Source organism: Sphaerotilus microaerophilus, from assembly GCF_023734135.1.
GTDB lineage: Bacteria > Pseudomonadota > Gammaproteobacteria > Burkholderiales > Burkholderiaceae_C > Sphaerotilus > Sphaerotilus microaerophilus.
Genome location: NZ_AP025730.1, coordinates 379,904 through 406,308 on the forward strand (window position 1 = coordinate 379,904; position 26,405 = coordinate 406,308).

Here is a 26,405-nt window from a genome sequence, read left to right on the forward strand (position 1 = left end):
AGTGGCCTGATGTGCTCAATCATGTATACATTTAAGCCGAGGATCTGCCCTGGGCGGCCAGTTGTCTGTCCCCCGCCGAGAGGACAGACAGGCGCCACCGGCCGCGCCAACATGGACCGCCCGCGTCCCATCACCCTTCCCAGGAACCCCGATGCCCGCCATGCCAGAGCGCATCCGCAGCGCCGCCCTGCGCAGCCAGCAGGAGCTGGCCGACGAGACCACGCCGCTGATCCGCGAGGCCTGGTACGTCGCGGCCCTGGCCGACGAGGTGGGCCGCCAGCCGCTGGCGCGCCGGCTGCTGGACGTGCCGGTGATGCTCTACCGCAAGCTCGACGGCACGCCGGTGGCGCTGGAGGACCGCTGCGCGCACCGCTCCTTTCCGCTCTCGCGCAGCGCGCTGGACGGCGACACGGTGGTCTGCGGCTACCACGGTGCCCGCTATGACTGCGAGGGCCGCTGCGTGCAGGTGCCTTCGCAGGCTCAGATTCCACCCGGTGCGCTGGTGCGCCACTTCCCGCTGCACGAGTCCGGCCGCCTGATCTGGATCTGGATGGGCGACCCGGCCCGGGCCGACCTGGCACTGCTGCCCGAGCAGCCCTGGATGACCGATGCGGCCTGGGTGTCCTCCACCGAGCGCATGCACCTGCGGGCCAGCCACGTGCGCCTGCACGAGAACCTGCTGGACCTGACGCACCTGAGCTTCCTGCACGCGCGCAGCTTCGGCACGCCCGACTACGCCACCGCGCCCTTCGAGACGGTGCTGGACGAGGCCGCCGGGCGCTTCACCCTGCTGCGCCGGGTGGTGCCGACCCGGCTGCCGCCGCTGTGGGCGGTGCCCACCGGGCTGGAGGGGGTGGACGCGGCGCGCATCGCCGAATCGACCTTCCACAGCCCGGCGCTGCACGTGGTGGCGGTGCGCTTCCACGCCTGCGACCGGCCCGAGGCCGAGCAGCCGCTGCGCGCCATCCGCACCGCGCACATCGTGACGCCGGAGACGGCCACGCGCACGCACTACTTCATCCAGCACGCGCGCAACTTTGCGCTCGATGACGAGGGCGTCACCGCCTTCATGCACCGAAACCTGCTGGCGGCCTTCCAGGAGACGTGGACGGCCTGGAGGCGATCGAGGAGCGGCTGGGCGGCTATCAAGTCTGCACTCCCGGCCTGGGCAAGCTTGCGAGGTCCGCAGCCATCTACAAGGCAGAGCGCTTTAGCGACCACGCGCCACTGACCATCGACTACGAGTTCAGCCTTCCTGTCGCTCAACCTGTTGGGCCGCGCCGCGCACAGCGCGCGCCCTAAGCCGGCGCAGCCGTACTCTCTGGCTCTGGCGCGCGTGAACAAGCTGCCGAAGGAAGCGTGCCGCTTGCTGATGTCGCGTACTCACGCCGAGGACGCCAAGGCTCAGTTGGTGGTGCGGAGCCACCCTGGGAAGGCCGGGGGCTCGAACCGTCGCTGTAGAGCGTAGAATTGACACATCGTGCGATGCTACTGAAAGTGTTCAATGTCTCTTGCCATCGGCCCTGATGTCGCTCAGCTGGATCTCTCGCTTGGCTCTGCCAGTGGCATGAACCAGAACCTTCCTGAGATCTTTAAGCGCATTTACTATCACCTGTACAGCAACAGCAAGGCAAGCCGCGCCGAGGCCATCATTGAGGACCTCTCGCTCCTACTGCTAGCTAAGCTCTCTGCTGACCAGCGGGGCCAACGGGCTGTAATCGAGAACTTCGTTGCTGGCCGTGGCGATGCAAACTCAGTCTTGCTCCCACTCCTTACTTCAGCTTTCCCTAAGTTGCTTGGTACTGGGCAGCGGTTCTCATTGGACGATGCGTCGCTTCGTCGGTCCCTCGGCGAAATGGCCGACCTTGACCTCTCTAGGGCGCCGGCGCATCTCATCGGTGAGGCCTTTCAGGCACTCATTGGTCCTCGCTTAAGGGGAGAGAAGGGGCAATTTTTCACCCCGAAGTCACTCGTACAAGCGATGGTCCATATTTTGGACCCCAAGCCAAGTGAGCGTGTTCTTGACCCATGCGTAGGAACAGGCGGATTCCTTGCGGAGACCTTCCTATATCAGGCGAAGACGTACGGAGGCGCATCTGCTACCGGGGGCCTGTTTGGCGTTGACAAGGATTCCGGCCTCGCCCGTCTTTCTGGGGCATTGCTCACCGTATTGGCAGGCCAACGAGCTGAGATCCACAACTTCAACTCCCTAGACTTTGAGGATTGGAAGGCCAATATTGGTTCGAGCCCTTCCGGCTTGTTCGACGTAGTGCTGACCAATCCGCCATTTGGTGCCAAGATTGGCATCAAGGAGCCGGGCCTATTGACCAACTACGACTTCGGGCACATCTGGAGTCAATCCAAAACAAGCGGTTGGGTTACGACGGGCGCTTTGTGCGCAAGTGAGGATCCCCAAGTGCTCTTCCTGGAGTTCTGTGTTCGCGTTCTCCGGCCTGGCGGCAGGATGGGAATAGTGCTCCCAGAGGGCATGTTCGGCAATAAACAAACTGGCTATGTGTGGACTTGGTTGCGCCAGCACGGCACAGTTGAGGCGCTGCTCGATTGCCCACGCACCGCATTCCAGCCAGGGACAGACACAAAAACCAATGTTCTCTTCTTTAAGAAGGCTGAGTCGGAGCGCGAGCCTACTAACCTAAAAACTAAGGTGGCGGTCGCCATCAACTGCGGCCATGATCGACGTGGCAGGTCAGTTAAGGCCACCGGTGAGGCTCACGCCGACGACTTTCCTGAGATCGCCGCAGAGTACGCCGTCGCCAACTCGGACCGATGGCGCAGTGTCGATCTAGAGGATTCCGAGTACGTAGTCCCTCGATACCACTACTACAAGAGTGAGAAGAGTGTTTCGGAGGATTGGCTAGGCAAGCAAACTAATCTTGTCAGCTTGGGTGAGCTCGTCAAGAAGGGATTGATTTCAGTCAGGAAAGGTCATGAAGTCGGATCGGATGCATACGGGACAGGTGAGATCCCCTTTATTCGCACCTCCGACATTTCTAACTTCGAGGTCTCGGCGGATCCGACAAAGTCTGTAAGTGAGCAGGTCTACGAGCAGTATGCAGCTGCTCAAAATCTGCAAGCGGGTGATATCTTGATGGTTGTCGACGGGCGGTACCGTATCGGCACTACTGCAATCCTCGATGAACACTCCGCACTTTGCATTGCCCAAAGCCACCTGAGAATCATCAGCGTCCTCGATAAGTCGAAGCTCGACCCGTATGCATTGCTGTATGCGCTCAATCTGCCTTCGGTGAAGCTGCGGCTGCGGGGCCTAGTATTTATTCAATCTACTCTCGGGACTCTCGGTAGTCGACTTATGGAGCTAAGAATCCCGCTACTCGTAGGCGAAGGCCCTTGGAGCGAGCGGATCTTTCAGTTTAGAGCCACACTTCAAGGCCGGTCCAAGTTGCTTGCTGAAATGAAGCGCATGGCTGGCCCAGAAGTTGAACTTTAACCCCCGCTCAGCCTCCGACGCTCCAGGATTCCGGCGATCCACTCGTAGAATTCCGGGAGCGTCTTATCGCCTTGCGCAATGTTGCAGTCGCGATGAGCGAAACCAACGTTGCCCGGCGTGTGAAGTCGAGGCTGCGCGTGAGCCGTCTCGATTTCCGCCCTGCCGCGTCGAGCTTCGCTAAAGTCGTCAAAATCAAGTGGACTCTTGCAGATGAGGCATGAGGTGGTTCCAGACCTGATCGGACCGAATAGCGCCTCAAGGTACTGATGTAGGACTTACGCAAACGTTTAAATCAAACTAGATTATTTAATATATCGGCGCCGATTTCGTGGTATTTGTGATAATATATTCACCATGAAACCCACGAGCCGAGACTACTGCCAATTTCTGATATCCACACAAATCAACTACACGCAGACCTATTTTGCGGATCACCATCAGAGGTTTTCTCATGACGCCATAAATCGCTACTTGCAGGCTGCCAATATCAGCCCGGCCGATGTCTGGAATCTGGCCCGACGAAACATCGAATTTGACGACGATGCCTGCCTGGTTTTCGATGACAGCGTTCTGGACAAGAACCACTCGCACAAAATCGAGCTGGTGCGCAAACAGTACAGCGGCAACGCCCACGGCCTGATCAAGGGCATTGGGGTGGTCAACTGCCTGTACGTGAACATCAAGACCGGCCACTACTGGATCATCGACTGGCGCATCTATGCGCCTGACGAAGACGGCAAGTCCAAGCTGGATCATGTCCAGGAGATGTTCGACAATGCCATGGCGCACAAGAAGCTGCCCTTTCGCACCGTGCTGATGGACTCCTGGTACGCCACCATGGATCTGATGAAGCACATCCACCGGGCGGGCAAGCACTTCTACTGCCCGCTCAAGAGCAATCGCAAGGTTGACGACAGCCAAGGCCAGCAGCCCTACAAGGCGGTCAGTACGCTGCAGTGGAGTGCCCAAGAACATGTGCATGGCAAACACGTCAAACTGTTCAAGTTTCCCAGTGACATCAAGCTGAAACTGTTCCGGGTTGTGGTTGATACCAATCGCACGGACTGGGTTGTGACAAACGACCTATCTCAAGATTCGACGGACGATACGCATGAGATGTGTGCCGTGCGCTGGAAGATTGAGCAGTACCACAGGGAGATCAAGCAGGTTCTTGGCATCGAAAAATGTCAGTGCAGAATGGCCCGGTCACAGAAGAATCACATCGCCTGCGCGATATTGGCCTGGGTCCACCTCTGCGAGACGGCCAAAGCGCTGAAGACAAACATCTACAGCCTGAAGAAGGGAATCCTCTCGGAATTCCTCAAGAAGGAACTTCGGTCACCAACCATTCGCATGGCACCCATCTGACATATTGAGTCGAAATGGCGAATCATTGCGCTAGCTGAAGTGACCCTGCGTAAGTCCTATGATGTGTATACGCATCAGGTTCAGGAGCGTTCGTCATACCGTAGACCAAGTACGTCAAATACTTGGCACTGGCCATGCAGTCATCGTAGCTAGCCGCCTTTTCTCGAAGCTTTGCCACGATGCCGGGCTTCAGTTTCGACATATCAATGCCGAGCGAGAGTAGCTCCGCATCGGTCAGCATCATCACCCACCGAGAGATCCGGTTTGGTCCAGCATCATCGCTCTTCCATGCCGCACCAGTTGTTTTGGTGGCGTCCCGGACTACCTTATTCTTTACCTTGGGGGCGACGCCGGCCAAGTGGTCTAAGTATGGGTACTCTTGACATTTTCCAGGATGGCCGGCATGAAGTTGACAGCGATGGAGATCCTCGGGGTCATACTTCGCGTTGGCTCGTGTTGGGATCGTCTTTCCGCAAAGAATCATCAGATCGCACTCCCTTTTGGTTGAGGAAAAGATCGGTCGTGCGAAAAATTGCCTCCGGTGAAACGCACAAGGCGTCGCAAATCGCGAAGATATTGAGCAGCCCCAGGTTTCTTTCCCCCCGCTCAATGCTGCCGACATAAGTTCGATGCAAACCGCAGAGCTCCGCCAAAGCCTCTTGTGAGAGGCTCGATGCTTGTCGGTGGTACTTCAGCGCTTGGCCGAATGCTCGCAATACGTCGGGTTCAGGCAATTTTCCGCCTCCGTACGTATCGTCGCAATATGATGACTTTGCGTCGACAGACTATGAGTAGCATGCTGCGTCAGCCAACTCGTCAGATTGAGCCCCCCAGCGTCGGTCGGTCAAGGGTCGAAGTTTGTCGGTTTTTTGAACAAGTGACTATCCCGCGCGCCAGCCCGAGATCTCGTTCCACGCCGACCGTGCCTCGCTGGCGATGCGGCGCTGGCTGCTGAGCCGCGCCCGGGCGGAGGCGGCTGGCTAAGGCTGCCGATCTACGCGACCGGTCCCGCTTCGCGTCAGCAGACCAGCCGCGCCAGCGCCAGCCGGTTGTTGACGCCCAGCTTGGCGTAGGCGCGCTTGCGCAGCGTCACCACGGTGGAGGGCGCCACGCCCAGGTCGGCGCCGATGCCGTCGGCCGTCAGGCCCACGGCGATGCGGGCGCAGACCTGGCGCTCGCGCAGGCTCAGGCGCGGCGCGCGCTCGGCCAGCGCCTGTTCGGCCAGGGCCACGCGGGCGGGTGTGCCCACCTGCTGGGCCGCCGCGCCCAGTGCATTGCGGTGCACGCTGCGCACCAGCGGGGCCACGTCCAGCACGCGGTCGAGTTCCTCGCGGCCGTAGCCGCCGGAGGCGCTGCTGCGGTAGAGGTTGATCGCGAACGCGGTGCGCGGGGCGGGCGCGTACAGCAGCGTCAGGCGGTCGCAGAGCTGGGCGCGCTCGTAGATGGCCTCGCGCCAGGCGGGGTGGGGCACGTCGTGGATGCCCTGGCGCAGCGCGATCAGCGGGGCGTCCGGGCGGGCCTCGCTGCGCAGCCTGCCGGCCAGCGGCGTCATCGCGTCCAGGCCGTAGAAGTGGCGGCGGTACAGGGCAAAGCAGTCCACCGTGACGTGGGCCGACTCAGGGGTGCGCGAGAGGCTGTCGACCAGGGTCGGGGCACCGTCGTCGTACTGCATCAGCGAGAGGAAGTCCGCCCCCGCAGTGCGCTGCAGCACGGCGAGCAGCGCCAGCGCCGGGGCGGCCGGCCGGGCGGCGTCGAGCAGGGCGGCCACGGTGTCGAGATCGAGCTGCCGGCTCGGCGCCGGGTGGGTCAGGGTCCAGGACTGCAGCATCGTCGTTGTCTCGGGCGGGCGCCTGGCGGGTGGCTGGGCGGCTCCGGGCCATTCTGGCGCGTGGCCGGCCACGGCGACATCCCGGATTGCGAGCAGTACCCGCTGGCCACGGCCACCCCCCGACAGCGTGGGGATGTCGCACGTCAGGCTTGAGCAAGCTCAAGAGGATCAAGGGTTTCCCCGGGGCGGAGGGGGGTCTGCCGTATGCTCCGCCGGTTGCGTTTTTACGTTCGGCCAGCCATGGACCAGCACTTCCTTTCTCCGTTGTTTTCGCCCCGCTCCATCGTCGTGTTCGCGGGCAACCCGGAGACGCCGGACGAGCGCGGCCTCCTGGCGCGCACCCTGGTGCGTGAGCTGACCGAGTCCGGCTTTGCCGGCGAGGTCACCTTCCTTGACGCCCAGATGACCGGCACGCTCAGCTCGCTGGCGCACAGCCGGGCCGACCTGGCGGTGATCGCGCTGCCGCACGAGCAGATCGCCGCGGCGCTGGAGATCGCCGGGCGCATCCGCTGCCGGGCCGCGCTGGTGGTGTCCTCCGGCCTGCCCAGCGGCAACTGCGCCGAGCTGCAGACCATCGCGCGCCGCCACGGTGTGCACCTGCTGGGGCCCAACAGCCTGGGCTTCCAGCGCCCGCACCTCAAGCTCAACGCCAGCGTGGCCGGGCCACTGGCCGCACCGGGGCCGCTGGCACTGGTGTCGCAGTCGGGCGCGCTGACCTCGTCGATCCTGGACTGGGCGCGCAACAACGGCGTGGGCTTCTCCGCCGTCGTCTCGCTCGGCCCCAACACCGCGGTGGACCTGCCGCAGGTGCTGGACTTCCTGGCCAACGACGCCTCCACGCACAGCATCCTGGTCTACATGGAGGGCATCCAGCACGCGCGCCGCTTCATGAGCGCGATGCGGGCGGCCGCCTACGTCAAGCCGGTGGTGGTGATGAAGGCGGGCCGCAAGCCGGCCGGCAGCACCGCGGCGCTGACGCACTCGGCGTCGATCGTCGGCTCGGACGATGTCTTCGAGGCCGCGCTGCGCCGCGCCGGCGTGGTGCGGGTGCGGCAGTTCGTGCAGCTGTTCTCCGCGGCCAAGTGCCTGGCCTCGCGCTACCGGCCGGTGGGGCGGCGCCTGGCGATCGTCACCAACGGCGGCGGCCCCGGCGTGCTGGCGGCCGACTGGGCCAACGAGATCGGCCTGCACGTGGCCACGCTGACGGATGCGACCAAGAACACGCTGGTGAGCCAGCTCGGCCCGCAGGCCTCGGTGGGCCAGGTGATCGACCTGGGCGAAGAGGCCACCTCGGCGCAGTACTGCGCCGCACTCAAGGCCTGCGCGCGCGACAGCGGCGCCGACGGCGTGCTGGCGATCTACTCGCCCAAGCCCGAGACCGATGCGGACGAAGTGGCCAAGGGCGTGCTCGACGCCTTCAACACCACCGGCAAGCCGGTGCTGGCCTGCTGGATGGGCGACGACCGTGTCAAGGGGGCGCGCGAGACGCTCAACGCCAAGTCCATCCCCAGCTTCCGCACGCCGGAAGCGGCGGTGGATGCCTTCCACAACATCGCCACCTTCTATCAGAACCAGCAGCTGCTGCAGCAGACGCCGCCGCCGATGTCGCACCTGCCCAAGCCGGACGTCGAAGGGGCGCGGCTGCTGATCGAGGCGGTGCTGGCCGAGCGCCGCAAGGTGCTGACCGAGATGGAGTCGAAGGCGCTGCTCGCGGCCTTCCACATCCCGGTGACGCGCACCATGCTGGCGCGCAGCGCCGGCGAGGCCATGCTGATCGCCAGCCAGCTGGGCTACCCGGTGGCGCTGAAGATCGACTCGCCCGACATCAGCCACAAGAGCGACGTGCAGGGCGTGGTGCTCAACGTGGCCAGCGCCGCGCAGGTGCGCGACACCTACAACGACATGCGTGCGGCGGTGGGCCGTGCCATGCCGAGTGCGCGCATCAACGGCGTGACGATCCAGCCCATGAGCGGCAAGCGCCGCGGGCGCGAGATCTACATCGGCCTGACCACCGACCAGCCCTTCGGCCCGGTGATCACCTTCGGCGCCGGCGGCACGATGATCGAGCTGATCGCCGACCGGGCGATGGAGCTGCCGCCGTTGAACCAGTTCCTGGCGCACCGGCTGATCGAGCGCTCGCGCGTGGCCGAGTTGCTGGGCGAGTGGCGCGGCGCGGCGGCGGCGGACTTCGACGCCGTCGAGCACATCCTGCTGCGCGTCTCGGAGATGGTCTGCGAGCTGCCGCAGCTGCGCGAGATGGACATCAACCCCATCATCGTCGACGAGACCGGCGCGGTGGCGGTGGATGCGCGCATCGTGGTCGAGCACGCCGGCCCGGCCGCGCGCGACTACAACCACCTCTCGATCTTGCCCTACCCCACCCGCCACGAGAGCGAGTGGCCGATGAAGGGCGGCGGCCTCTACACCATCCGCCCGGTGCGCCCGGACGATGCCGACATGCTGCAGGCCTTCGTGAAGAGCCTGTCGCAGGAGAGCCGCTACTTCCGCTTTGCCAGCGCGATGACCGAGCTGCCCCCGCGCATGCTGGCGCGCTACACGCTGATCGACTATGACCGCGAAATGGCGCTGGCGGCCGTGCACGTGGACCGCACGCCCGATGGCGAGGGCGGCTTCATCGAGACCGAGCAGATCATCGGCGTGTCGCGCTACATCACCAACCCGGACCAGACCACCTGCGAGTTCTCGCTGGTCGTCTCCGACCACTACAAGGGCCAGGGCCTGGGTTCGCGGCTGATGCACGCGATCATGGAGTTCGCCCGCAGCAAGGGCCTGGCGCAGATCGAGGGCCTGGTGCTGGCCAACAACGACAACATGCTGCGCCTGATGCGCAGCCTGGGCTTCTCGGTGGGCAGTTTCACCGAGGACCCGGACTTCAAGCTCTGCGTCAAGGCACTTTGAGCCCCGCGGCCGCGGATGGGCGTCAGCCCAGCCAGCCGGCCAGCGCGGCCAGCCCGGCACCGAGTGCAGCGGCCAGCGTCGCCAGGGCGTAGCCCAGGGCCACGCGCCGGCCCAGCGCGGCGCCGCCGCTCACCCAGGCGATGCCGGCCTTGCTGACCTGGTTGGAGGCGGCCGCCAGCAGCGTGGCTGCCACCGCCGCGCCCATGGCCAGGTTGCCGCCGGCCTGCATGCGCGCCAGCGTGATCAGGATCGCATCGACGTCCGCCACGCCGGAGGCCAGCGCCAGCCCGTACAGGCCGGTGGTGCCGAAGAGCTCGTGCGCGGCGCGGCCGAGCACCGCCATCGCGCCGAGGAAGGCGGCAAAGCCCAGCGCGACGCTGAGGTCGAAGGGCTGCGGCTCGTTCTCCGCGCCACCATCCGTCCCGGCAGGGGCCTCGTCGTGGACCGAGGTGCTGTGCCACAGCCCGCCAAGGCGGCGCCACTGCAGCAGCGCCAGCGCCAGCAGCGTGGCCCCGGCCGCCAGCAGCGGTGCAGCCAGCGCCCGGCCCAGCGCCGGCTGCAGCGAGACGGCGATCAGCGTCATGCGCAGGAACATCACGCCGCAGGCCGCCAGGATGCCGGCCGCCGCGGCCCGGCGCAGCGCTGGGTCCTGCCGTGCCTGGCGGGCCAGGGTCAGCGTGGCCGCGGTCGAGGAGGCCAGCCCGCCGAGCAGGCCGGTCCAGAGCAGGCCGCGCTGCGGGCCACTGGCGCGCATCGCCACGTGGCCGCCCAGCGACAGGCCGGACACCAGCACGACCGCCCACCACAGCCGGTAGGGGTTGAGCGCCTCGTAGGGGCCGTAGCCGCGGTCGGGCAGCAGCGGCAGGATGACCACCGAGAGCACGAGCATCTGCAGCGCCGCGCTCAGCTCGCGCTGCTCGATGCGGCGCAGCCAGCGGTGCAGGGTGGATTTCAGGTCCAGCAGCACCGCCACCACCACCGCCACGCCGGCTGCGAGCGCCGGGGAGCCCGATGCCGCCAGCGCGCCGAGCACGAAGGTCAGCAGCGCGGCCACGGTCGTGGTGGCACTCAGCCGGCCACTGCTGCGCACCCAGGCGCTGTAGGAGACGACCGTCACCAGGGCCAGGGCCAGCAGCCCGGCCGCCAGCGGCCAGGCGCCGAAGGGGCCGCGCAGCTGCGCCGCCACGCCACCGAACAGGCCGATCAGCGCGAAGGTGCGCAGCCCCGCCACGCGGCTGCCCTCGGCCTGCTCGCGCTCGCGCCAGCCGCGCTCCAGGCCGATCACCAGGCCCACGGCCAGCGCCGCGGCCAAGCCGACCACGGCCGGGTCGATGGGCAGCGTGCTGCTGTCGAAGGGCATCGCGTCAGTCCTTGCCGTGATCGGCGGCCCGCCACTTCAGCAGCGGAATCGGCCGCGGCGCCGCGGTGAACTTCTCCGTCAGCGGCGCGTGCTCCAGCGGCGGGAAGTCGAGTTTCTTCTCGGGCACCGGGTGGTCGGGCAGGCGGTCGAGCAGGTGGCGGATCAGCGTCAGCCGGCCCAGGCGCTGGTCATTGAAGTCCACCAGCGTCCAGGGAGCCTGGTCGCTGTGGGTGGCGTCGAGCATCGCGTCGCGCGCCTTGCCATAGGCGGCGTAGCGCTGGCGCGCCTGCAGGTCGATCTCGGAGAGCTTCCAGCGCTTGAGCGGGTCGTTCAGCCGCTCGGCAAAGCGCTCCTCCTGCTGCGCCTGGTCGACCGTCAGCCAGTACTTGAACAGCAGCAGGCCATCGTCGACCAGCAGCTTCTCGAACTTGGGCGTCTGGCGCAGGAAGGCCTGCACCTGGGCCTCGCCGGCCCAGCCCATCACCCGCTCGACGCCAGCGCGGTTGTACCAGCTGCGGTCGAAGATGACGATCTCGCCCGCCGCCGGCAGGTGCGGCACGTAGCGCTGGAAGTACCACTGCGCGGCTTCGCGCTCGCTGGGCTTGCCCAGGGCCACCACGCGGCACTGGCGCGGGTTGAGCGTCTCGGCGATGGCGTTGGCCACGCCGCCCTTGCCGGCGGTGTCGCGCCCTTCCAGCACGACCACCAGCCGCTGGCGGCTGTGGGCCAGCCAGCGGGCCATCTCGTTGAGTTCTAGCTGCATCGCGCCGAGCTGCTCGAAGTAGTCGCTCTTGCCGAGCTTGTCCGGGGTGGCGGAGCCGTTCTTCTTGGTCATGGCGGGCGGTGGATGGGGCAGATGGGGCGGGTGCCGATGCAGGGAGCTTGCGCCCGTCGCGCGGCGCTGGCAAGTCCCGCGGCCGGGCCGGCCAGCCTTGCAGGCACAGGGCGGTTTTGCGCGTTGCGGGCGATGTCCCTCCCCGGGGCCCGGGGAGCCGCAGCGGATCGGCCAGGGGGGCGCCGACAATGCCGCCATGCAGCAGTCAGACAGGTTCATGGGGGCGGGCGGCGCCCGGGGGGCACAAGGTGCACTAGGGGTTTGCTGCCGTTTCCTGGGGCGGCGTCGCTTCCTGGCGTTGCTGGGCGGGCTGTGGCTGGGCCTGGCCGGCCCGGCTTGCCAGGCCCAGCCCGCCAGCGCATCACCCTGGTTCGACGCCGGCCGCCCCTCGGCTCGCAGCCACGAGGCGCTGGCGCTGCTGGCCGATGCCCCCTCGCACGGGCTGCGTGCCGAGGACTACGGCCTGGCCGCGCTGCACGAGGCGGTGGCCCAGGCCGGGCGCCAGCCGGCCGATGCCGCCACGGCCGACGCGCTGGCCCGTGCCCTCGATGCAGCGCTGCGTGCCTACCTGGGGGACCTGCGCGAGGGCCGCGTCGACCCGCGCCAGCTGCACCACGACTTCGAGCCCCCGCGGCGCGATCCGGCCGCCGACCCGGCCGTGCTGCTGCAGGCGGCCCTGGCCCGTGGCAGGCTCGCCGAGGCGGTGCGCGACGCCACCCCGCGCCTGCCGCAGTACGAGCAGCTGCGTGGCGCCCTGGCCCGCTACCGCAGCCTGGCTGGCCACCCCGCCTGGCAGCAGCCGCTGCCCAAGCTGCCAGCCGCCCAGCGGGGCCGTCCGCGCACCCTGGAGCCCGGCGGTGACTACGCCGGCCTGGCCCGTCTGGCCGAGCGGCTGATCGCGCTGGGTGATCTGGCGGCGGCGGATGCGGCCCCGTGGCTGGCGCCGGCTGCGCCATCAGGGGCGGCCTCGGCCGCCGTGTCTGCCCCGCCTCACGCGCGTTACGAGGGCGCGCTGCTTGCCGCGGTGCAGGCCTTCCAGACCCGCCACGGGCTGGGTGCCGACGGTCGCCTCGGCCGTGCCACGCTGGCGCAGTTGGAGGTGCCGCCCGCGGCGCGGGCCCGCCAGATCGAGCTGGCCCTGGAGCGCCTGCGCTGGACGCCCGCGCTGTACGGGCCGCGCATGATCGTGGTCAACGTGCCCGAGTTCGTGCTGCGCGCCTACGAGGTGGCGGCCGACGGGCGCATCGAGCTGCGCCTGGCGATGAAGGTGATCGTCGGCCAGGCGCTGCGCACGCAGACGCCGCTGCTTGACGAGGAGCTGCGCAGCATCGAGTTGAGCCCCTACTGGAACGTGCCGCCGTCCATCGCCCGGCAGGAGCTGGTGCCCGAGCTGCGCCGCTCGCCCGGCGTGTGGGCGCGCGAGGGCTACGAGTTCGTCGCGGCCGGCGCCGCCGTGGCCACCGCGCTGACGGAGGGCGGGCTCGATGCGGTGCTGGCCGGCCATGCGCGCATCCGCCAGCGGCCCGGTCCGCGCAATGCGCTGGGCACGATCAAGTTCGTGTTCCCCAACCGCGAGTCGGTCTACCTGCACGACACCTCGGCGCCGGGGCTGTTCGGCCGCGAGCGGCGCGATTTCAGCCACGGCTGCATCCGCATCGAGCAGCCGCTGGCCCTGGCGCGGCTGGTGCTGCGCGGCCAGCCCGAGGGCGACGAGGCCTGGCTGCGCGAGGCGCTGGCCGGCGGGCGCAACACCCATGTGCGCGTCGCCCAGCCCTGGCAGGTGCTGATCGCCTACGGCACCGCGCTGGTGAAGGAAGGCCGGGTGTTCTTCTTCGACGACATTTACGGGCATGATCGCGCGCTCGACGCGGCGCTGCAGCGCCCGCGCCTGGCATCGCCACGGGGCTCGGCCCCGGCGCCCGTCGTCTCCCCACCCGCCGCCCGACCATGAAGTACCCGTTCCGGCCGCCCTGCTCCAGCCCCTGCCCCTCCCCGCGCCGCCAGTTCTTCCATCGCGCGCTGCGCCACGGTGCCGGCCTGGCCGGTGCGGCCACGCTCGCGGCGCTGGCGCCCCGGGCCTGGGCCAACGTGCCGCAGGCGCGCTCGCTGGCGCTGGCCCACACGCACACGGGCGAGCGCGTCGAACTGGTCTACGCCGTGGGTGAGCGCTACCTGGACGAGGCGCTGGGGCAGCTGGACCACTTCCTGCGCGACCACTACAGCGGCGAGGTCGGCCGCATCGACCCGGGCGTGTTCGACCAGCTCCACCGCGTGCAGCAGCGCCTGGGCGGCCAGGCCTTCGAGATCATCTCCGGCTACCGCGGTGCGCGCACCAACGCCCACCTGCAGGCCACCCGCGGCGGCGGTGTGGCCACCCGCAGCCTGCACCTGGAAGGCCGCGCGCTCGACATCCGCCTGCAGGGCGTGGCGCTGGCCGACCTGCGCGACGCCGCGCTGGAGCTGCGCGCCGGTGGGGTGGGCTACTACCCGGGTGAGCGCTTCGTGCACCTCGACACCGGGCGCGTGCGGCGCTGGTGAGTGCACCCGCTGGCGCGGCTCAGTGCGCCGCCGCCGGGCGGGGCCTTGGGCGTGCGCCGTGGTGTTTTCAGGCTGCTTTCACGGGCGAGCGATCGGCGACGGCAGGCGTTGCAGCCTGAGCTGAAGTCGGAAGGGACAGCGTGCGCGCCAGGGCCGGCGCGGACGGCACGACGATGGAATGCACCTTGACGCCCTGCAGCTGGGCCGCACGAATGACATGCTGGATGCCGCCGATGCCCCCTTCGCTGGCTTCCTTGTTCCACAGCGCAAGCAGGGTGATCTCGGTGTCGTCGCCGAGTTCGTAGGCCGCGGTGAGCGCGTGCTGGAGCATCCACAGGCTGTTGCGGCGCCCGACGTTGTAGTACGGGCGGCCATTGAGCCAGCGCGGCATCTCGTTGGTATCGGTGAAGGTGCTGATCGGCACGGGGTCGCCGGGAACGTCGGGACGCTGGGCCTGCTGGCGCACGGTGCGGTACACGCTGAGGAACCGCTCGACCCACTCCGGTCCTGCCGGGGCCACGTACTGGCCGACGTACTGGCGCCAGGGCAAGGCAAGGCACAGTCGGGTCGGTATGTGCTGGGCCTGGCAGACCTCGTGGAACAGCAGATCGCCGCCATTGGCGCCGGCAGCCAGGCCAAAGACGATCTGCCCGCCGCAGGCAAGTTCATTGTCGATGGCCTGCCGGATCGCGTCGCGCACGGCATCCACGCAGTCAGCCGGAAATCCGGGTCGCCGGACGGTGCTGCCGGAGTCTGACCCTGGCATCGAGCTGTCCAGGCGCAGCCCGACGAACATCAGGATGCGCGGGCGCTGCTGGTTCTTCTGCAGGGTACCGCGGCGGCGGCTGAGGACCTGCGTGGCCTGGGCCACGTTCCTGGCGATGGTGCCGATCTCCGAGTGCTGGTCCTGTTCCCTGCCCCGGATGTCCAGCTCCAGATAGACCTCCAGCGCACGTCGCATCGACTCCTCGGCGTTGTCGGGGGCGAAGTGCTTGGCCTCCTCATACAGCTGGGCGACGTGCTGTGGCTGGTCGCTGATGATGCATTCGACGGCGGCCTCGAGCAGCGTGAACCAAGGGTCGATGCTGCCCAGCTGCTGCAGGCGTTCACGGTCGGCCTCGACCGCCAGCTCAAGGGCGGCGATGAGGGAGCGGATGCGCCGCTGGCGCCGAACCAGCGCCGTGGCTGCTTCGGCAGGGCGCCGCTGCAGGCTCGTCCAGACGTCGGGTTGCCGTTGCGCCAATTCAACCTGGATCACCAGCAGGGTCAAGGCATTCAATCCGGCGTAGGCGTTGTTCAGGTCGGCCTTGAAGGCCTCGTGGTAGGCGTCGAAGGCGCGCTGCAGCAGAGGCGAGGCCAGCGCAGCGCGCTGGCGGGCCGCCAGCGCGCTCGTGTCGGCATCCATGTCGGAGGTGCCGCAGGCGCCATCCCCGGCGTTGCGCCACTGCTTGACCCAGACCTCCTTGAGGTTGCGCCCGTTCAGGGAGCGCAACTCGGACAGGCGCGCGGGTGCCAGGGTCCGAGTGCGGGCGACGCGTGCGAGTGCCTGTTCGGAGCGGGTGATGTCGCCGACACGCTGGTAGATCGTCGACAGCACCGTGTTGGCCTCGACATCGTCGGGGTAGCGACCGACGATCTGCTCCCAGGTCGCCTTCGCGCCGTCGATGAAGTTGGATTCGAACTGCGCCCGGCCGACCACGCGCAGGCCTTCTGCCTCCCAGAGAAAGCCCTCGCATTCCATTGCCAGCAGGCTGAGATGCTCGCGCTGCCGGTAGCGCTGGGCCCGCTCCACCTCCTCGCGGAACTCCTCGGGCACGGCGATGAACCGGGCACGGTCCTCCGCTTCCAGCTGTGGCAGGAGCTTGAAGATCGGGCTGTCGGCCTCGGTGGAGCTGATGGTGCCGCGCAGGGCCGTCACCAACCGGTCGACCACGGCCTTGGGGTGCTCGGCGAGTTCGTCCAGGCTGTACTCGAAGTAGCGGTCGGTCTTGAGATCGAACGGGTATTCGCTGAGGTTGCATCGGATCAGGAAGGTGTACTTGTCCCTGAAGGCCTGACGCACGCCCAGTTCGTAGTAGACGTTGGGGTTGTGGATGGACAGGTCGGCGATCACCACGTCGGCGGTGAGCAGCTTGTTGAACATGTCCTCGCGGATGTTGCCTGCCACCACCACCGCGCTGGCGGGTTCGCCACGGATGCGCAGCTTTTCGAGTGCCGGGTCCAGGAGACGCTGCTGCACCGCGTCGAAGTTCACCTGGGCGCTCCACAGGCCCGAACCGCCCAGCTGCTCGACCGTCTTGACCAGGTCGCCCAGGCCGATCTTGTCGAGCTTCGCCTTGAGTTCGGTGGCGAGCTTCGCCGAAGCGATCTGCACCTCCTTGGCGCCGAAGGGGCGCACGATGAAGGCATTGAGCGGCATGTTGAACCCCCGTCATCCCGCAGCAGATGTGCTGCCGACACTTCCGTTTTGATCAGTATGGGGGTCGTGCGAACGCGGGTCAATGCACGTGGATGCCGTTCAACCTGCGCTGCTGTCCGGCGTGAACTCAGGCGGGTACTTGCGCGCGTTCAGGCCGATCTTGCGGTCCACCGCCGCGGCGAGGTCCACGCCGCAGCGGTCGGCGATCTGCACCAGGTAGACCAGCACGTCGGCGATCTCCTCGCCCAGGTGCTGCTGCACCTCCGGCCGCTCGGCGACGCGGGTGGACTCTTCCGGCGTCATCCACTGGAAGATCTCCACCAGCTCGCCGGCCTCCACCACCATCGCCATCGCGAGGTTCTTGGGCGTCTGGTAGGGCTCCCAGCCGCGCTCGGCCGAGAAGCGGCGCAGGCGCGCCTGCAGGGCGGGGATGTCCATCGTGCGGTCCTTCGGGTCGGTCTGCGTCAGTCCTTGAGGCCCTGCTCGCGCCGCCGCTCGACGGCCGGGCGGACATCGACGAACGGGACGGCGGGTGCAGACATGCTCGCCAGCCTAGCAGCGCCAGCGCCTAAGATGCCCGGACTCGAACGCATCCGTTCTGGAAGGGAGGGCCTCCATGAACCGCAGTCCTGCGCTGGGCGTCATCTTCGCCATGCTCCTGCTCCAGCCGGGGTGGGGTCTGGCGCAGACGCCGATGACCAAGTGCGTCGGCAACGGGCGGACCGTCTATACCCAGGCGGGCCCGTGTCCGCCCGGCCTGGCGCCGGTGGAGATGCGGTTGCAGCCGCTGTCCGCCGCCGATGCCCAGCCGGTGCCGGCACGACGGGGCCGCGCCGCGCTGGCGGCCGCGCCCACCACGGCAGGCGAGCCGGAGCGGGTGAGCGAATCGCGCCGCAAGCGCGCCAACCGCTGCGAGGCGCTGGCACGGCAGATCGAGCAGATCGACGCCCTTGCGCGCCAGCCGCAGTCGGGCGCGCGGCAGGATGCGCTGCGCGAACAGCGCCGCAGGGTGCAGCGGCGCCATGCGGACCTGGGTTGCTGAGCGGGTGGCCGTGGCGGACGGGATGAGCGTGGCCGCTGCGGCATGATGGCCGGCATGGCTTCTTCCCTGAACCGCAGGCGGGCGGGCGTCTCGCTGGTGTGGCTGCTGGCGGTTGCGCCTGTCTGGGCCGCGGCGCCTGCGCACGCCTCGCTCTGCGAACGTGGCCGCCAGCAGTCGCCCATCGACATCGTGGCGACATCGCGCCAGCCCCTCCCGGCGTTGCAGGTGGCGTATCGGCCGGCGCCGCTGCGCTGGGTGAACGACGGCCACACGGTGCGGGTGCGCTTCTCGAATGGCAGCCACCTGCAGCTGGGGGCCGATCGCCTGACGCTGACCCAGTTCCACTTCCACCTGCCCGGTGGCGACCGGTTGCGCGGCGAGGCGTTTCCGCTGGCGATGCACTTCCTGCACCGGGCGCCGGACGGGCGGCTGGTGCCGTTGGTCGTGCTCTGGCGCCTGGGGGCGCCGAGTGCAGCGCTGGACGCCCTGCTGCCCGACCTGCCGGCCGCCGGCGAGCCCGAACGCAGCGTGAGCGGCGTGACGGTCGATCCGGCGGCCTGGCTGCCCGCCGCGCGGGGGTACTACCGCTACGACGGCTCCGAGACCGCTCCGCCGTGCAGCGAGGGGGTGCGTTGGCTGGTGTTGAAGCAGCCGCAGACGCTCTCGGCCGGGCAGCTCGACCAGCTGCGGCAGCGCATCGCGCCCAATGCCCGAGCGGTCCAGCCGCTCAACGGGCGGGTGGTGCAGGAGACGCTCTGACCGGGTGTGTGGTGTGCAGCGCGGTTTCCACCGGTGTTGAGGGCAGTCAAGGGGCTGCGGGGGCGGTTGGGGCATCGTGCCGCTTCGTTGATTGACGCGAGCACCGCTCGCCACAGAGAGGATCCCGGCATGCCCTGCCCCACAGCCCTGCCGCGCGCATTGCGGCCCGCCCTGCCCTTGAATACCCCGCCCCTGACCCTCCTGGCCCTGGCGGCCGGCCTGTGGCTGGCGTCGTCAGCCGGTGCAGCCGGCCCGGCGGGGTCCGCCGTGGCCACCAGCGCGCCGGCGCCGGCCGCTGCGGCGTCCAGGGCGCCCGGCGTGCGGGTCAAGGTCACGCCGGAGATGACTGGCGCGGGCATCGTTTCCAGCGGCGTGACGTTGCCGCCAATCCCGCCGGTGACGGGCAGCCGCACCAAGCCGGTGCCGTCCTGGGGCAAGCCGCTGCCCTACCCGATCGTGATCGCCGACCGCCGCAACAACCGGCTGATCGAGGTGGCGCCGGACAAGCGCATCGTCTGGGAACTGCCGTCGCCCAATCTGGCGTTCTATCGCGGCAACGAGGACGTGAACTTCTCCGCCGACGGCAAGCGGCTGGCAGTGAGCGAGGAGGACAACTTCGACCTGCACATCGTCGACTACGAGCAGCGCACGGTCACCTGGACCTACGGCGTGCCCGACACCCGCGGCAGCAAGGACGGGCTGTTGAACTACCCGGATGACTCGCACCTGCTGGATGACGGCAAGTTCCTGACCGCCGACATCCGCAACTGCCGCGTGCTGATCATCGACCCGCAGACCAACCAGGTCGCCACGCAGTGGGGCCAGCCCGGCCAGTGCAAGCACAACCCGCCGCAGCAGCTGGCCTGGCCGAACGGGGCCACGCCGATGGACAACGGCGACATCCTGGTCAGCGAGATCACCGACGCGTGGATCTCGCGCATCACGCGCGAGGGCAAGGTGCGCTGGAGCGTGAAGGCACCCAAGGTGCGCTATCCGTCCGATGCCTTCCCGACGGTGGACGGCAAGCAGGTCATCGTGGCCGACTTCAGCAAGCCGGGCCGGGTGGTGATCTTCGATCCGGCCACCGGCAAGCCGACCTGGGAGTACTTCCAGAAGGACGGTGAAGGGTCGCTGGACCACCCGTCGATCGCACGCGAACTGCCCGATACCGGGGACGTGCTGATCGTCGATGACCTGCATGACCGCGTGATCGTGGTGGACCGCCAGACGAAAGCGATCATCTGGCAGTACGGCGTCAAGGGCGTGAAGGGCCACAAGCCGGGCTACTTGAACTACCCGGATGGCGTCGACCTGGACGTGTTCCGCGACTGGAAGCAGGCCACGGCCGCGAGGCCGAAGACCTGAGCGGCTCGGCTGGAGCGGGCTTCAGGGCGGCGGCGCTGCACGGCGCGCGCCGCCTGCGCCGCTGTCTACCGCTGCCAGCGAGGGGCGCTGTTCAGCGCCGCCGTGCCGCAGGGGCCGGGCCGGGGCCGCGGTTGTCCAGGTGGCGGAACTTGATGCGGCCCTTGCTCAGATCGTAGGGCGAGAGTTCCAGCGACACCCGGTCACCCGCCAGGATGCGGATGTTGTGCTTGCGCATGCGACCGGCGGTGTAGGCGATCAGCTCGTGACCGTTCTCAAGCTTGACGCGGTAGCGGGAGTCGGGCAGCACTTCCGAGACAACGCCGCCCATTTCGATCAGTTCTTCCTTGGCCATCGTGTGTGCCGTCTTACAGCGGCTTGATGTTCGCGGCCTGCGGTCCCTTGGGGCCGTCCTTGACCTCGAACTCGACGCGCTGGTTTTCCTTCAGGCTGCGGAAGCCGCCGCCATTGCGAATTTCCGAGTGGTGGGCAAAGAGATCCTTGCCGCCGCCTTCAGGGGTGATGAAGCCGTAGCCCTTGCCGTCGTCGAACCATTTGACGGAACCCGTCTGCGTACCCATGGTGAGCTGTCCTCAGAGTGTGTGTTGGCACATGAACGCGTGTTGGCTGGGTGCCAACGGCGACAGAAACACCCAAGAAACGTCAGACCGGGGGGATTTCAAACGGGGCCGGCTTCGCTTGGTGACAGGGCATCCGGGGGCGAAGCGGTTCGATGAGCAAGACCTTGCGAAAACGGCCTTGTGTAGTTCTGCGCCCGCCAGTGTACCCGCTTGGGACGGTTCAAGTCACGCATTCGAGACACGCCCAGGCGCCCCCGTGCGCAGGCACAGGGCGGCCTGGGCGGGTTCCTGCGCCTGTGCGCTCAGGTGGCCCTGGTACGCCTCGCAGCCGATCTGGCGCAGCCAGGCCAGCTGGGCCGGCGTCTCGACGCCTTCGGCCACGGTGCCGATGCCCAGTTCGCGCGCCAGGGCGATGACCAGGCGAATGATCGCCTCGCCGGCCCGGTCGCCTGGCACGGCGGCAAAGAAACTGCGGTCGATCTTGAGCCGGTCCACGCCGAAGCGGTGCAGCAGCGCGAGGCTGGAGTAGCCGGTGCCGAAGTCGTCCAGGCTCACGCGCACGCCCAGGCGGCGGCACTCGGCCAGCAGGTGTGCGGCGGCCTCGGGCTGCTGCAGCATGCTGCTCTCGGTCAGTTCCAGCTCCAGTCCACCGGGTGCCAGCCCGGCCGCTGCCAGCGCGGCGCCGACCCGGGCCGGGAAGTCCGGCTGCTGCAGTTGCCGGCCCGACACGTTGACCGCCATCGGCACCGCTGGCAGACCCATCAGCTGCCAGCTGCGCGCCTGCTGGCAGGCCTCGCGCAGCACCCAGTCGCCCAGTTCGTCGATCAGCCCGGCCTCCTCGGCATGGCCGATGAAGGCATCGGGCATCACCAGCCCGCGCAGTGGGTGGCGCCAGCGCACCAGCGCCTCGACGCCGACCAGCCGGCCATCGGCCACCGCAAACTGCGGCTGGTAGTGCAGCAGCAGGTCCCCGCGGGCCACCGCCCCGGGCAGTTCGGCCACCACCAGCGCCCGGGCATCGAGCCGCCGGGCGAGTGGCTCGCCGCACACTTCCACGCCACCACGGCCTTGGCGGCGCGCCTGCAGCAGGGCGGCCTCTGCCTGGTGCAGCAGGCGCTGTGCCGCGGCGCGCGTGTCCAGCGGCACCCCGGCCAGCAGCGCCACCCCCACGCTCCAGGACAGGTGCGGCGCTGCGGGCGCTGGTGTCAACGCCAGGGTCTGCTGCAGCTGCAGCGCGGCGGCCCGGGCGGTGGCCGCGTCGGGCAGGCCGGGCCGGAGCAGCCGCAGGCCGTCGCCATCGGTGCGCCACACGCGGCCCGGCATGCCGTCGGCCCCCGCCGCTGGCCGCAGCCGCCGGGCCGCCTGCGCCAGACGGGCGTCGACGGCGGCATGGCCGGCCGCCGCGCGCAGGTCGTCGGCATGGTCCAGGCCGATGGCATACAACGCTGCACCCTCGCCACGAGCCGCGAGGGCGGCCACCTTGTCGAGCAGCGCGCGGTGCGCGGCGGCCGGCCCGGTGGGCGGCGCGCCGCTGGGCACTGCTGCGGCGCGCAGGTGGCGGCCGGGCTGGCGGGTGGCCGTGGTGGCCGCGCGGAACACCAGCCCGTCACCCAACGGCGCCAGGCCCAGCTCCGCCGCCAGCGTGCGCGCCTCCTCGCCCAGCCAGATCAGCCCGTGGCTGGACAGGCTGCGCAGCAGGCGGCGCAGCAGCGGGCGCTGGACCGAGGGTCGCAGCGGGGCCAGCAGGCCGTGCGCGATGAGCAGGTCGCCGCCGGGCAGCGGCGCGTCGTGCAGGGCCTGGTGGACGTGGCAGTGCACCGGCCAGCCGCGCAACGGTGCGCAGTCGTCCACGCCAGCCTCCCGTGGCGATGGGTGGGCGCGGCTGACGTGCAGGCGCCAGCCCGGCACGAGCGCTGCCTGCGGGGCGGGGCTGGTGGCCGCAGGCGCCACGGCCGCGGCCAGCCACTGCGCCAGCAGCCGCGCGTGCGTCATGTCCGGGCAGGCCGGCAGCCAGACCTGCAGGGCCGGCTCGCGGCCCGGGCGCGCGCCCAGCAGCGGCAGCGCCGTGGCCAGGGTGTTGAGCGACTCGGCATCTGCCAGCGGGTTGGCCACCTGCGACCAGGCCTGCTGCTCGATGGTGCCGATCAGTGCGCGGGCCTCGGACCGGGCGGGGTCACGCAACCGCTCCAGGTAAGTGGCAGGCGGCGTGTCGGCCATGCCTGAATGGGCCAGGCGCTCGGCCAGTGCCGCCTGCCAGGCCGAGCGCCGGTACAGGCGCAGGTCTACCTGCGCCATGCCCTGCACCGCGTGCAGCAGCTCGGCCGTGGCCGGGCCGTTCCAAGCCTTCATCAGTGCCATGTCACACAGCGGGCCACGGCCTCCCCGGGCCGGGTGCTGCTTCCCTCGTCGTAGTTTGAACATCCCCCGCGCGGGGCGGCAGGCCGGTTGCCCGGTGCCGCTTCAGGCGCCCTTGTCTGCCTTCTGGAGCCGATCGATTAGGGGGCCACGCCGGTCCCCTCGCTTGTCAGGCGGCGCAGAGACCTGCCCAAACGCGCAAAATCGTACGGGTTACCCCCGGGCTGGGGAGACCGGGCATGCCGGGGTGGCGATGGCGGTGCCCTCCCCGCCGGTGTGGCGGCTCATCAGGCTCCGGTGCACGCTGGGTGCACTGCCGTGCACGCGCTTGAAGTCGCGGCTGAACGCACCGGCATCGCGGTAGGCGCAGCGCGCGGCGATCTCCTGCAGCGTCAGGTCGGTGGTCATCATCCACTGCAGCGCCTCCTGCATCAGGCGCTGGCGCAGCAGGGCGCTCAGCGTCTGGCCGCGGAAGCGCCGCGCCGCCTGCTGCAGGGTGCGCACGCTCACCCCCGTGTGGGCGGCCAGCGCCTGCACGCTCAGGCGCCGTGGCAGCTGTTGTACCAGGGCCCGCTCGGCCTGCGCGAGGCAGGGGGGTTCGGTGCGCAGCAGGCTGATGTCGTCCGGTGGCGGTGCCGCGCGGGAGGTCAGGCCGCGCAGCGCCCCGCGGCGCCCGCCGGCACGCACGCCGCAGGCGTCCTCCAGCTGGCGCAGAGCCTGGGTCTCGGCCGCGAACAGCGCCGCACGCTGGCGCACGAAGGATTCCATGGCCTCGAAGGCCGCCTCGTGGCGTCCCAGCTGCGCCAGGCACTGCGCGAGGTCGTACTGCACCATGAGCTGGGCCTTGCCGGCCGGCACGTCGGCGACGATCTGCCGGGCGCGCTCCAGGTGCACCAGGGCCTCGGCGGGCCGCTCCAGCACCCGCAGGCACCAGCCCAGGTTGTAGGTGCACATCGCGTCGTGGTGGGTGTTCGCCTCGACCGACAGCGCCTGCAGCAGGTTCACGGCACGTTCGCCGTCCCCACGCAGGGTCGCGCACAGGGCGTGCAGGCTGGTGGCGTTGATGCTGCGCTGCAGGGATGGGCTGGCGATCAGCCGTTCGCAGGCCAGCAGGTGCCGCTCGACCTCCACCGTGTCGGGCGGCCCCTCCGGCAGGTCGAGCCCGTAGATCGAGCGCATCCGGGCGGCGCGCACGGCCTCGATGAAGTGCATCGCGGCGCGCGCCAGGTCGAAACGCCCCCAGGCCTCGCCGTTGCGGCTGAGGCGCCGCAGCGCGCTGCCGATCTCCTCGATCAGCGCCCAGACCGCGGGCATGCGCATCTGGTGGGCCAGTGCGACGCACATCGGCGCCAGCAGGCGGATGCGGTCGTCCAGGTGCAGGTCGGGGACGTCCAGTGCCATGCGCCCGGCCGCCAGCGCCGCGAGGTCCAGCCCCTGCAGGGTGTAGCGGTCGCACAGCCGTGCCAGGCAGCGGGCGGCCTCGGCGCTGCGGTCATTGGTGCGGAAGATGCGCAGTGCCAGCAGGAGGTCGTCGATCAGGCCCGGCACGGGGCGGCGTGCGCTGCCGCACTGGTCGCAGGCGAGGAGGAAGCGCGCCTTCAGCAGCTGGTCGCGCTGGGCGAGGACGGCCGCGCGGCGCGCCTCGGCCCAGTCCGGTGCGGCGGGGTGGCCCTGGCGGACCAGGGCTTCGAACTCATCGAGCAGGCGGTGCAGGGACGGGTGGGTCAATGGGTGGCGCAGCGGTGGGATCAACAGGGGGTGGTTCGGCCATCGAGCGCAGACTGCACCGCTGCGATGCGCCCTTCGTCGGGGGCAAATCGGGAGAGACTTCAGGATCGGTTCCCTGCCAGGGGCCGCGCAGGATTGTCGAGATTTGCCCTGCACCGTGGAACGGCTAAAAACGCAAAAACCGGGCCAGATGCGCAAGAGCGTACCCGTCCCCGACGGGTAGGCGGTGCGTGGGCCTCCATGGCTAGCCCGCCGCCACGGCGCCGCGCAGCGTGGCACGGTGCACGCTGGGCGCCATGCCGTACACACGCTTGAAGTCGCGGCTGAAGGCGCTCGGGTCGTCGTATCCACAGCGTGAAGCAATCTCGCGCAGGCTCAGGTCGGTGTCGCCGAGCAGGGGCAGCGCCTCGGCCATCAGGCTGCGGCGCAGCATCTCCGTCAACGTCATGCCGCGGTAGCTCTGCGCCGCTGCCTGCAGCGTGCGCAGGCTCACGCCGACCCGCGCGGCGATGTGGGCCAGTGGCAGGCGGCGCGGCAGTTGGCTGTGCTGCAGCTGCAAGGCGCGCTGCAGGCAGGGTGGCTCGGTGGCACGCAGGTGGGCTGCCGGCGTGGGCGTCAGCCCTCCGATGCCAGACGCGGCTGCCGACTCAGGGGGCGGAATCTTCGTGCCAGCCACCAGCGCTTGTGCGGCATCGAGATCGTTCATGGCCAGGCGGGCATTGGTGCGCACATGGTCGCTGAGGTGCCGGTGTGCCGCGTCAAGGTCACCCGATGCGCGTGCGCACACGGACAGTTCGTAATGCACCATCAAGAGCGTGCGGTTGTCCTGATAGTGGCGCAGGCGCTCCAATGCCTCGCAGCAGGCGTCGTACGCTGGCTCGATGTGTCCCAGCACCCGCAAGCTCCAGCCGAAGTTGTACAGCCGCACGGCTTCGCTCAAGGCATCGGCGCCTCGCGCGGCGTCGGTGGCCCCCAGCCCTGCCTGCACTGCCTGTGTGTCACCTCTCAGGGCGCCGCTCATGGCTCGCAGGCCGATGCTCGAGGCAGAGGCGAGCCCGGCACGCTCGTAGGCCTGCAGATGCCGCTCGCAGGCTTGAAGGTGCCGATTGCTGGCTGCGCGGTCGGGTTCGGCGGACGGCAGATCGAGGCAGTAGAGCGAAGGGATTTGGGCCGCGCGCAAGGCCTCGACGAAATGCAGGCTGGCACGCGCGCCATCGATGCGGGCCCCGCTGCGAGGGTCGCGCAGCCTCGCCCTGGTGGACGCTGTCAATTCCTCCAGCAGCACCCAGGCCTGAGGCAGGTGCCGCTGGGCGGCCAGCGCCAGGCACATCGGGATCACCAATTGCGTCCGCTCGCTCAGCGACAGGCCGTGATGCGCCAGGGCCATGCGGCCAGCCAGCAGCGCTGCCATGTGCAAGCCGCGCCGGTTGTGCCAGTACGCCAGCCGCGCCAGGCAGCGGGCTGCCTCCAGCGCCATGTCATTGGTGCGGAAGATGCGCAGCGCCAGCAGCAGGTCGTCGGTGACCTGGGCCACCGGCTGCACCGTGTCGCTCAGCGAGCCGAGCTTCAGCAGGAAGCGCGCCTTCAACAGCGGGTCGCGCTGCGCCAGGAACAGCGGCCGCAGCGGCTCGGCCCAGGCCAGCTGGTGCGCGACCGGCTCGCCGGCCAGCCGGTCAAAGTCCGCCAGGTGTTGGGTCAGCTGTTTGCGGCTCGTCATAGGGGGTCAGAGCGTGGAAGCGCGGGCGCAGATCCTACGGCCCTGCTCACGCGTCACCTTGACCCACTGCGATGTGTCAATTCGGTTGGCGGATTGGCAACACCTCCGCACCGATCCAGGCACTG

The 26,405-nt window shown here is 68.9% G+C and carries 20 protein-coding genes and 2 pseudogenes; 9 read left to right on the forward strand and 13 right to left on the reverse strand.

The features are described 5' to 3' along the window. Positions 1–160: 160 nt before the first annotated feature. Both NGK70_RS01755 and NGK70_RS01760 read left to right on the forward strand, forming a co-directional pair. Positions 161–1,090, forward strand: a pseudogene (locus tag NGK70_RS01755) (Rieske 2Fe-2S domain-containing protein); the annotation flags it as partial. Between the two features lie 414 nt (positions 1,091–1,504). After that, a complete protein-coding gene (locus NGK70_RS01760; RefSeq protein ID WP_251971671.1) occupies positions 1,505–3,469 on the forward strand; it encodes an N-6 DNA methylase in 1,965 nt (654 codons plus the stop codon). Here NGK70_RS01760 and NGK70_RS26595 read toward each other — a convergent pair. After that, positions 3,466–3,726 (reverse strand): annotated as a pseudogene (locus tag NGK70_RS26595) (hypothetical protein); the annotation flags it as partial. The gene NGK70_RS01760 and the pseudogene NGK70_RS26595 overlap by 4 nt on opposite strands. Before the next feature lie 97 nt (positions 3,727–3,823). On the opposite strand from NGK70_RS26595, the gene NGK70_RS01765 reads away from it, so the two are divergent. Then, positions 3,824–4,837, forward strand: coding sequence for an IS701 family transposase (locus tag NGK70_RS01765; protein WP_251969112.1), 1,014 nt, complete (start codon positions 3,824–3,826; stop codon positions 4,835–4,837). Between the two features lie 22 nt (positions 4,838–4,859). Here the strand turns inward: NGK70_RS01765 and NGK70_RS26600 are convergent, their stop codons facing one another. From NGK70_RS26600 to NGK70_RS01775, 3 genes are all read right to left on the reverse strand, one after another. After that, positions 4,860–5,321: a hypothetical protein gene (locus NGK70_RS26600; RefSeq protein WP_428985561.1), complete on the reverse strand. Its 462-nt coding sequence runs from the start codon at positions 5,319–5,321 to the stop codon at positions 4,860–4,862. Beyond that, positions 5,272–5,571, reverse strand: a complete 300-nt coding sequence (locus NGK70_RS01770; protein ID WP_251971672.1) for a helix-turn-helix domain-containing protein — start codon at positions 5,569–5,571, stop codon at positions 5,272–5,274. The genes NGK70_RS26600 and NGK70_RS01770 overlap by 50 nt, the downstream gene beginning before the upstream one ends. A gap of 284 nt (positions 5,572–5,855) precedes the next feature. Then, positions 5,856–6,665 carry a helix-turn-helix transcriptional regulator gene (locus NGK70_RS01775; RefSeq protein WP_251971673.1) on the reverse strand — a complete coding sequence of 270 codons (810 nt, stop codon included), beginning with the start codon at positions 6,663–6,665 and terminating at the stop codon, positions 5,856–5,858. Positions 6,666–6,905: 240 nt separating this feature from the next. Here NGK70_RS01775 and NGK70_RS01780 point away from each other — a divergent pair, with 240 nt between their 5' ends. Beyond that, entirely contained in the window at positions 6,906–9,584 is a 2,679-nt protein-coding gene (locus tag NGK70_RS01780) for a bifunctional acetate--CoA ligase family protein/GNAT family N-acetyltransferase (RefSeq protein WP_251971674.1), read from the forward strand. A 22-nt stretch (positions 9,585–9,606) separates the two neighbouring features. Here NGK70_RS01780 and NGK70_RS01785 read toward each other — a convergent pair whose 3' ends face one another. Both NGK70_RS01785 and ppk2 read right to left on the reverse strand, forming a co-directional pair. Continuing rightward, a complete protein-coding gene (locus tag NGK70_RS01785; RefSeq protein WP_251971675.1) occupies positions 9,607–10,944 on the reverse strand; it encodes an MgtC/SapB family protein in 1,338 nt (445 codons plus the stop codon). A 4-nt stretch (positions 10,945–10,948) separates the two neighbouring features. After that, positions 10,949–11,779 (reverse strand): polyphosphate kinase 2, encoded by an 831-nt coding sequence (ppk2, locus tag NGK70_RS01790; RefSeq protein ID WP_251971676.1) that lies wholly within the window; start codon positions 11,777–11,779, stop codon positions 10,949–10,951. Positions 11,780–11,975: 196 nt separating this feature from the next. Between ppk2 and NGK70_RS01795 the strand changes: the two genes are divergently transcribed. Further along, the gene (locus NGK70_RS01795; RefSeq protein WP_251971677.1) at positions 11,976–13,730 is read left to right on the forward strand and encodes a L,D-transpeptidase family protein; all 1,755 of its coding nucleotides are present in this window, start codon (positions 11,976–11,978) and stop codon (positions 13,728–13,730) included. After that, positions 13,727–14,317, forward strand: coding sequence for a peptidoglycan L,D-endopeptidase MepK (locus tag NGK70_RS01800; protein WP_251971678.1), 591 nt, complete (start codon positions 13,727–13,729; stop codon positions 14,315–14,317). Before NGK70_RS01795 ends, NGK70_RS01800 begins: the two co-directional genes overlap by 4 nt. A gap of 67 nt (positions 14,318–14,384) precedes the next feature. On the opposite strand, the gene NGK70_RS01805 is transcribed toward NGK70_RS01800, so the two are convergent. Both NGK70_RS01805 and NGK70_RS01810 read right to left on the reverse strand, forming a co-directional pair. After that, a complete protein-coding gene (locus tag NGK70_RS01805) occupies positions 14,385–16,736 on the reverse strand; it encodes a tetratricopeptide repeat-containing protein (protein ID WP_251971679.1) in 2,352 nt (783 codons plus the stop codon). Between the two features lie 99 nt (positions 16,737–16,835). Further along, positions 16,836–17,174 (reverse strand): nucleotide pyrophosphohydrolase, encoded by a 339-nt coding sequence (locus NGK70_RS01810; RefSeq protein WP_251971680.1) that lies wholly within the window; start codon positions 17,172–17,174, stop codon positions 16,836–16,838. A gap of 178 nt (positions 17,175–17,352) precedes the next feature. Between NGK70_RS01810 and NGK70_RS01815 the strand changes: the two genes are divergently transcribed. The 3 genes from NGK70_RS01815 (at position 17,353) to NGK70_RS01825 (ending at position 19,902) form a co-directional block, all read left to right on the forward strand. After that, positions 17,353–17,778 (forward strand): DUF4124 domain-containing protein, encoded by a 426-nt coding sequence (locus NGK70_RS01815; protein ID WP_251971681.1) that lies wholly within the window; start codon positions 17,353–17,355, stop codon positions 17,776–17,778. A gap of 54 nt (positions 17,779–17,832) precedes the next feature. Continuing rightward, entirely contained in the window at positions 17,833–18,537 is a 705-nt protein-coding gene (locus tag NGK70_RS01820; RefSeq protein ID WP_251971682.1) for a carbonic anhydrase, read from the forward strand. 129 nt (positions 18,538–18,666) lie between these two features. Further along, positions 18,667–19,902 (forward strand): outer membrane protein assembly factor BamB family protein, encoded by a 1,236-nt coding sequence (locus NGK70_RS01825; protein WP_251971683.1) that lies wholly within the window; start codon positions 18,667–18,669, stop codon positions 19,900–19,902. A 91-nt stretch (positions 19,903–19,993) separates the two neighbouring features. Here NGK70_RS01825 and infA read toward each other — a convergent pair whose 3' ends face one another. The 5 genes from infA to NGK70_RS01850 form a co-directional block, all read right to left on the reverse strand. Further along, the gene (gene infA / locus NGK70_RS01830) at positions 19,994–20,254 is read right to left on the reverse strand and encodes a translation initiation factor IF-1 (protein WP_251971684.1); all 261 of its coding nucleotides are present in this window, start codon (positions 20,252–20,254) and stop codon (positions 19,994–19,996) included. Between the two features lie 13 nt (positions 20,255–20,267). Next, positions 20,268–20,480 carry a cold-shock protein gene (locus tag NGK70_RS01835; RefSeq protein WP_251971685.1) on the reverse strand — a complete coding sequence of 71 codons (213 nt, stop codon included), beginning with the start codon at positions 20,478–20,480 and terminating at the stop codon, positions 20,268–20,270. Positions 20,481–20,705: 225 nt separating this feature from the next. After that, positions 20,706–22,838 (reverse strand): putative bifunctional diguanylate cyclase/phosphodiesterase, encoded by a 2,133-nt coding sequence (locus NGK70_RS01840; RefSeq protein WP_251971686.1) that lies wholly within the window; start codon positions 22,836–22,838, stop codon positions 20,706–20,708. Positions 22,839–23,048: 210 nt separating this feature from the next. Next, entirely contained in the window at positions 23,049–24,563 is a 1,515-nt protein-coding gene (locus tag NGK70_RS01845; RefSeq protein ID WP_251971687.1) for a helix-turn-helix domain-containing protein, read from the reverse strand. A gap of 244 nt (positions 24,564–24,807) precedes the next feature. Further along, positions 24,808–26,280 carry a helix-turn-helix transcriptional regulator gene (locus NGK70_RS01850; RefSeq protein WP_251971688.1) on the reverse strand — a complete coding sequence of 491 codons (1,473 nt, stop codon included), beginning with the start codon at positions 26,278–26,280 and terminating at the stop codon, positions 24,808–24,810. Positions 26,281–26,405 lie beyond the last annotated feature (125 nt).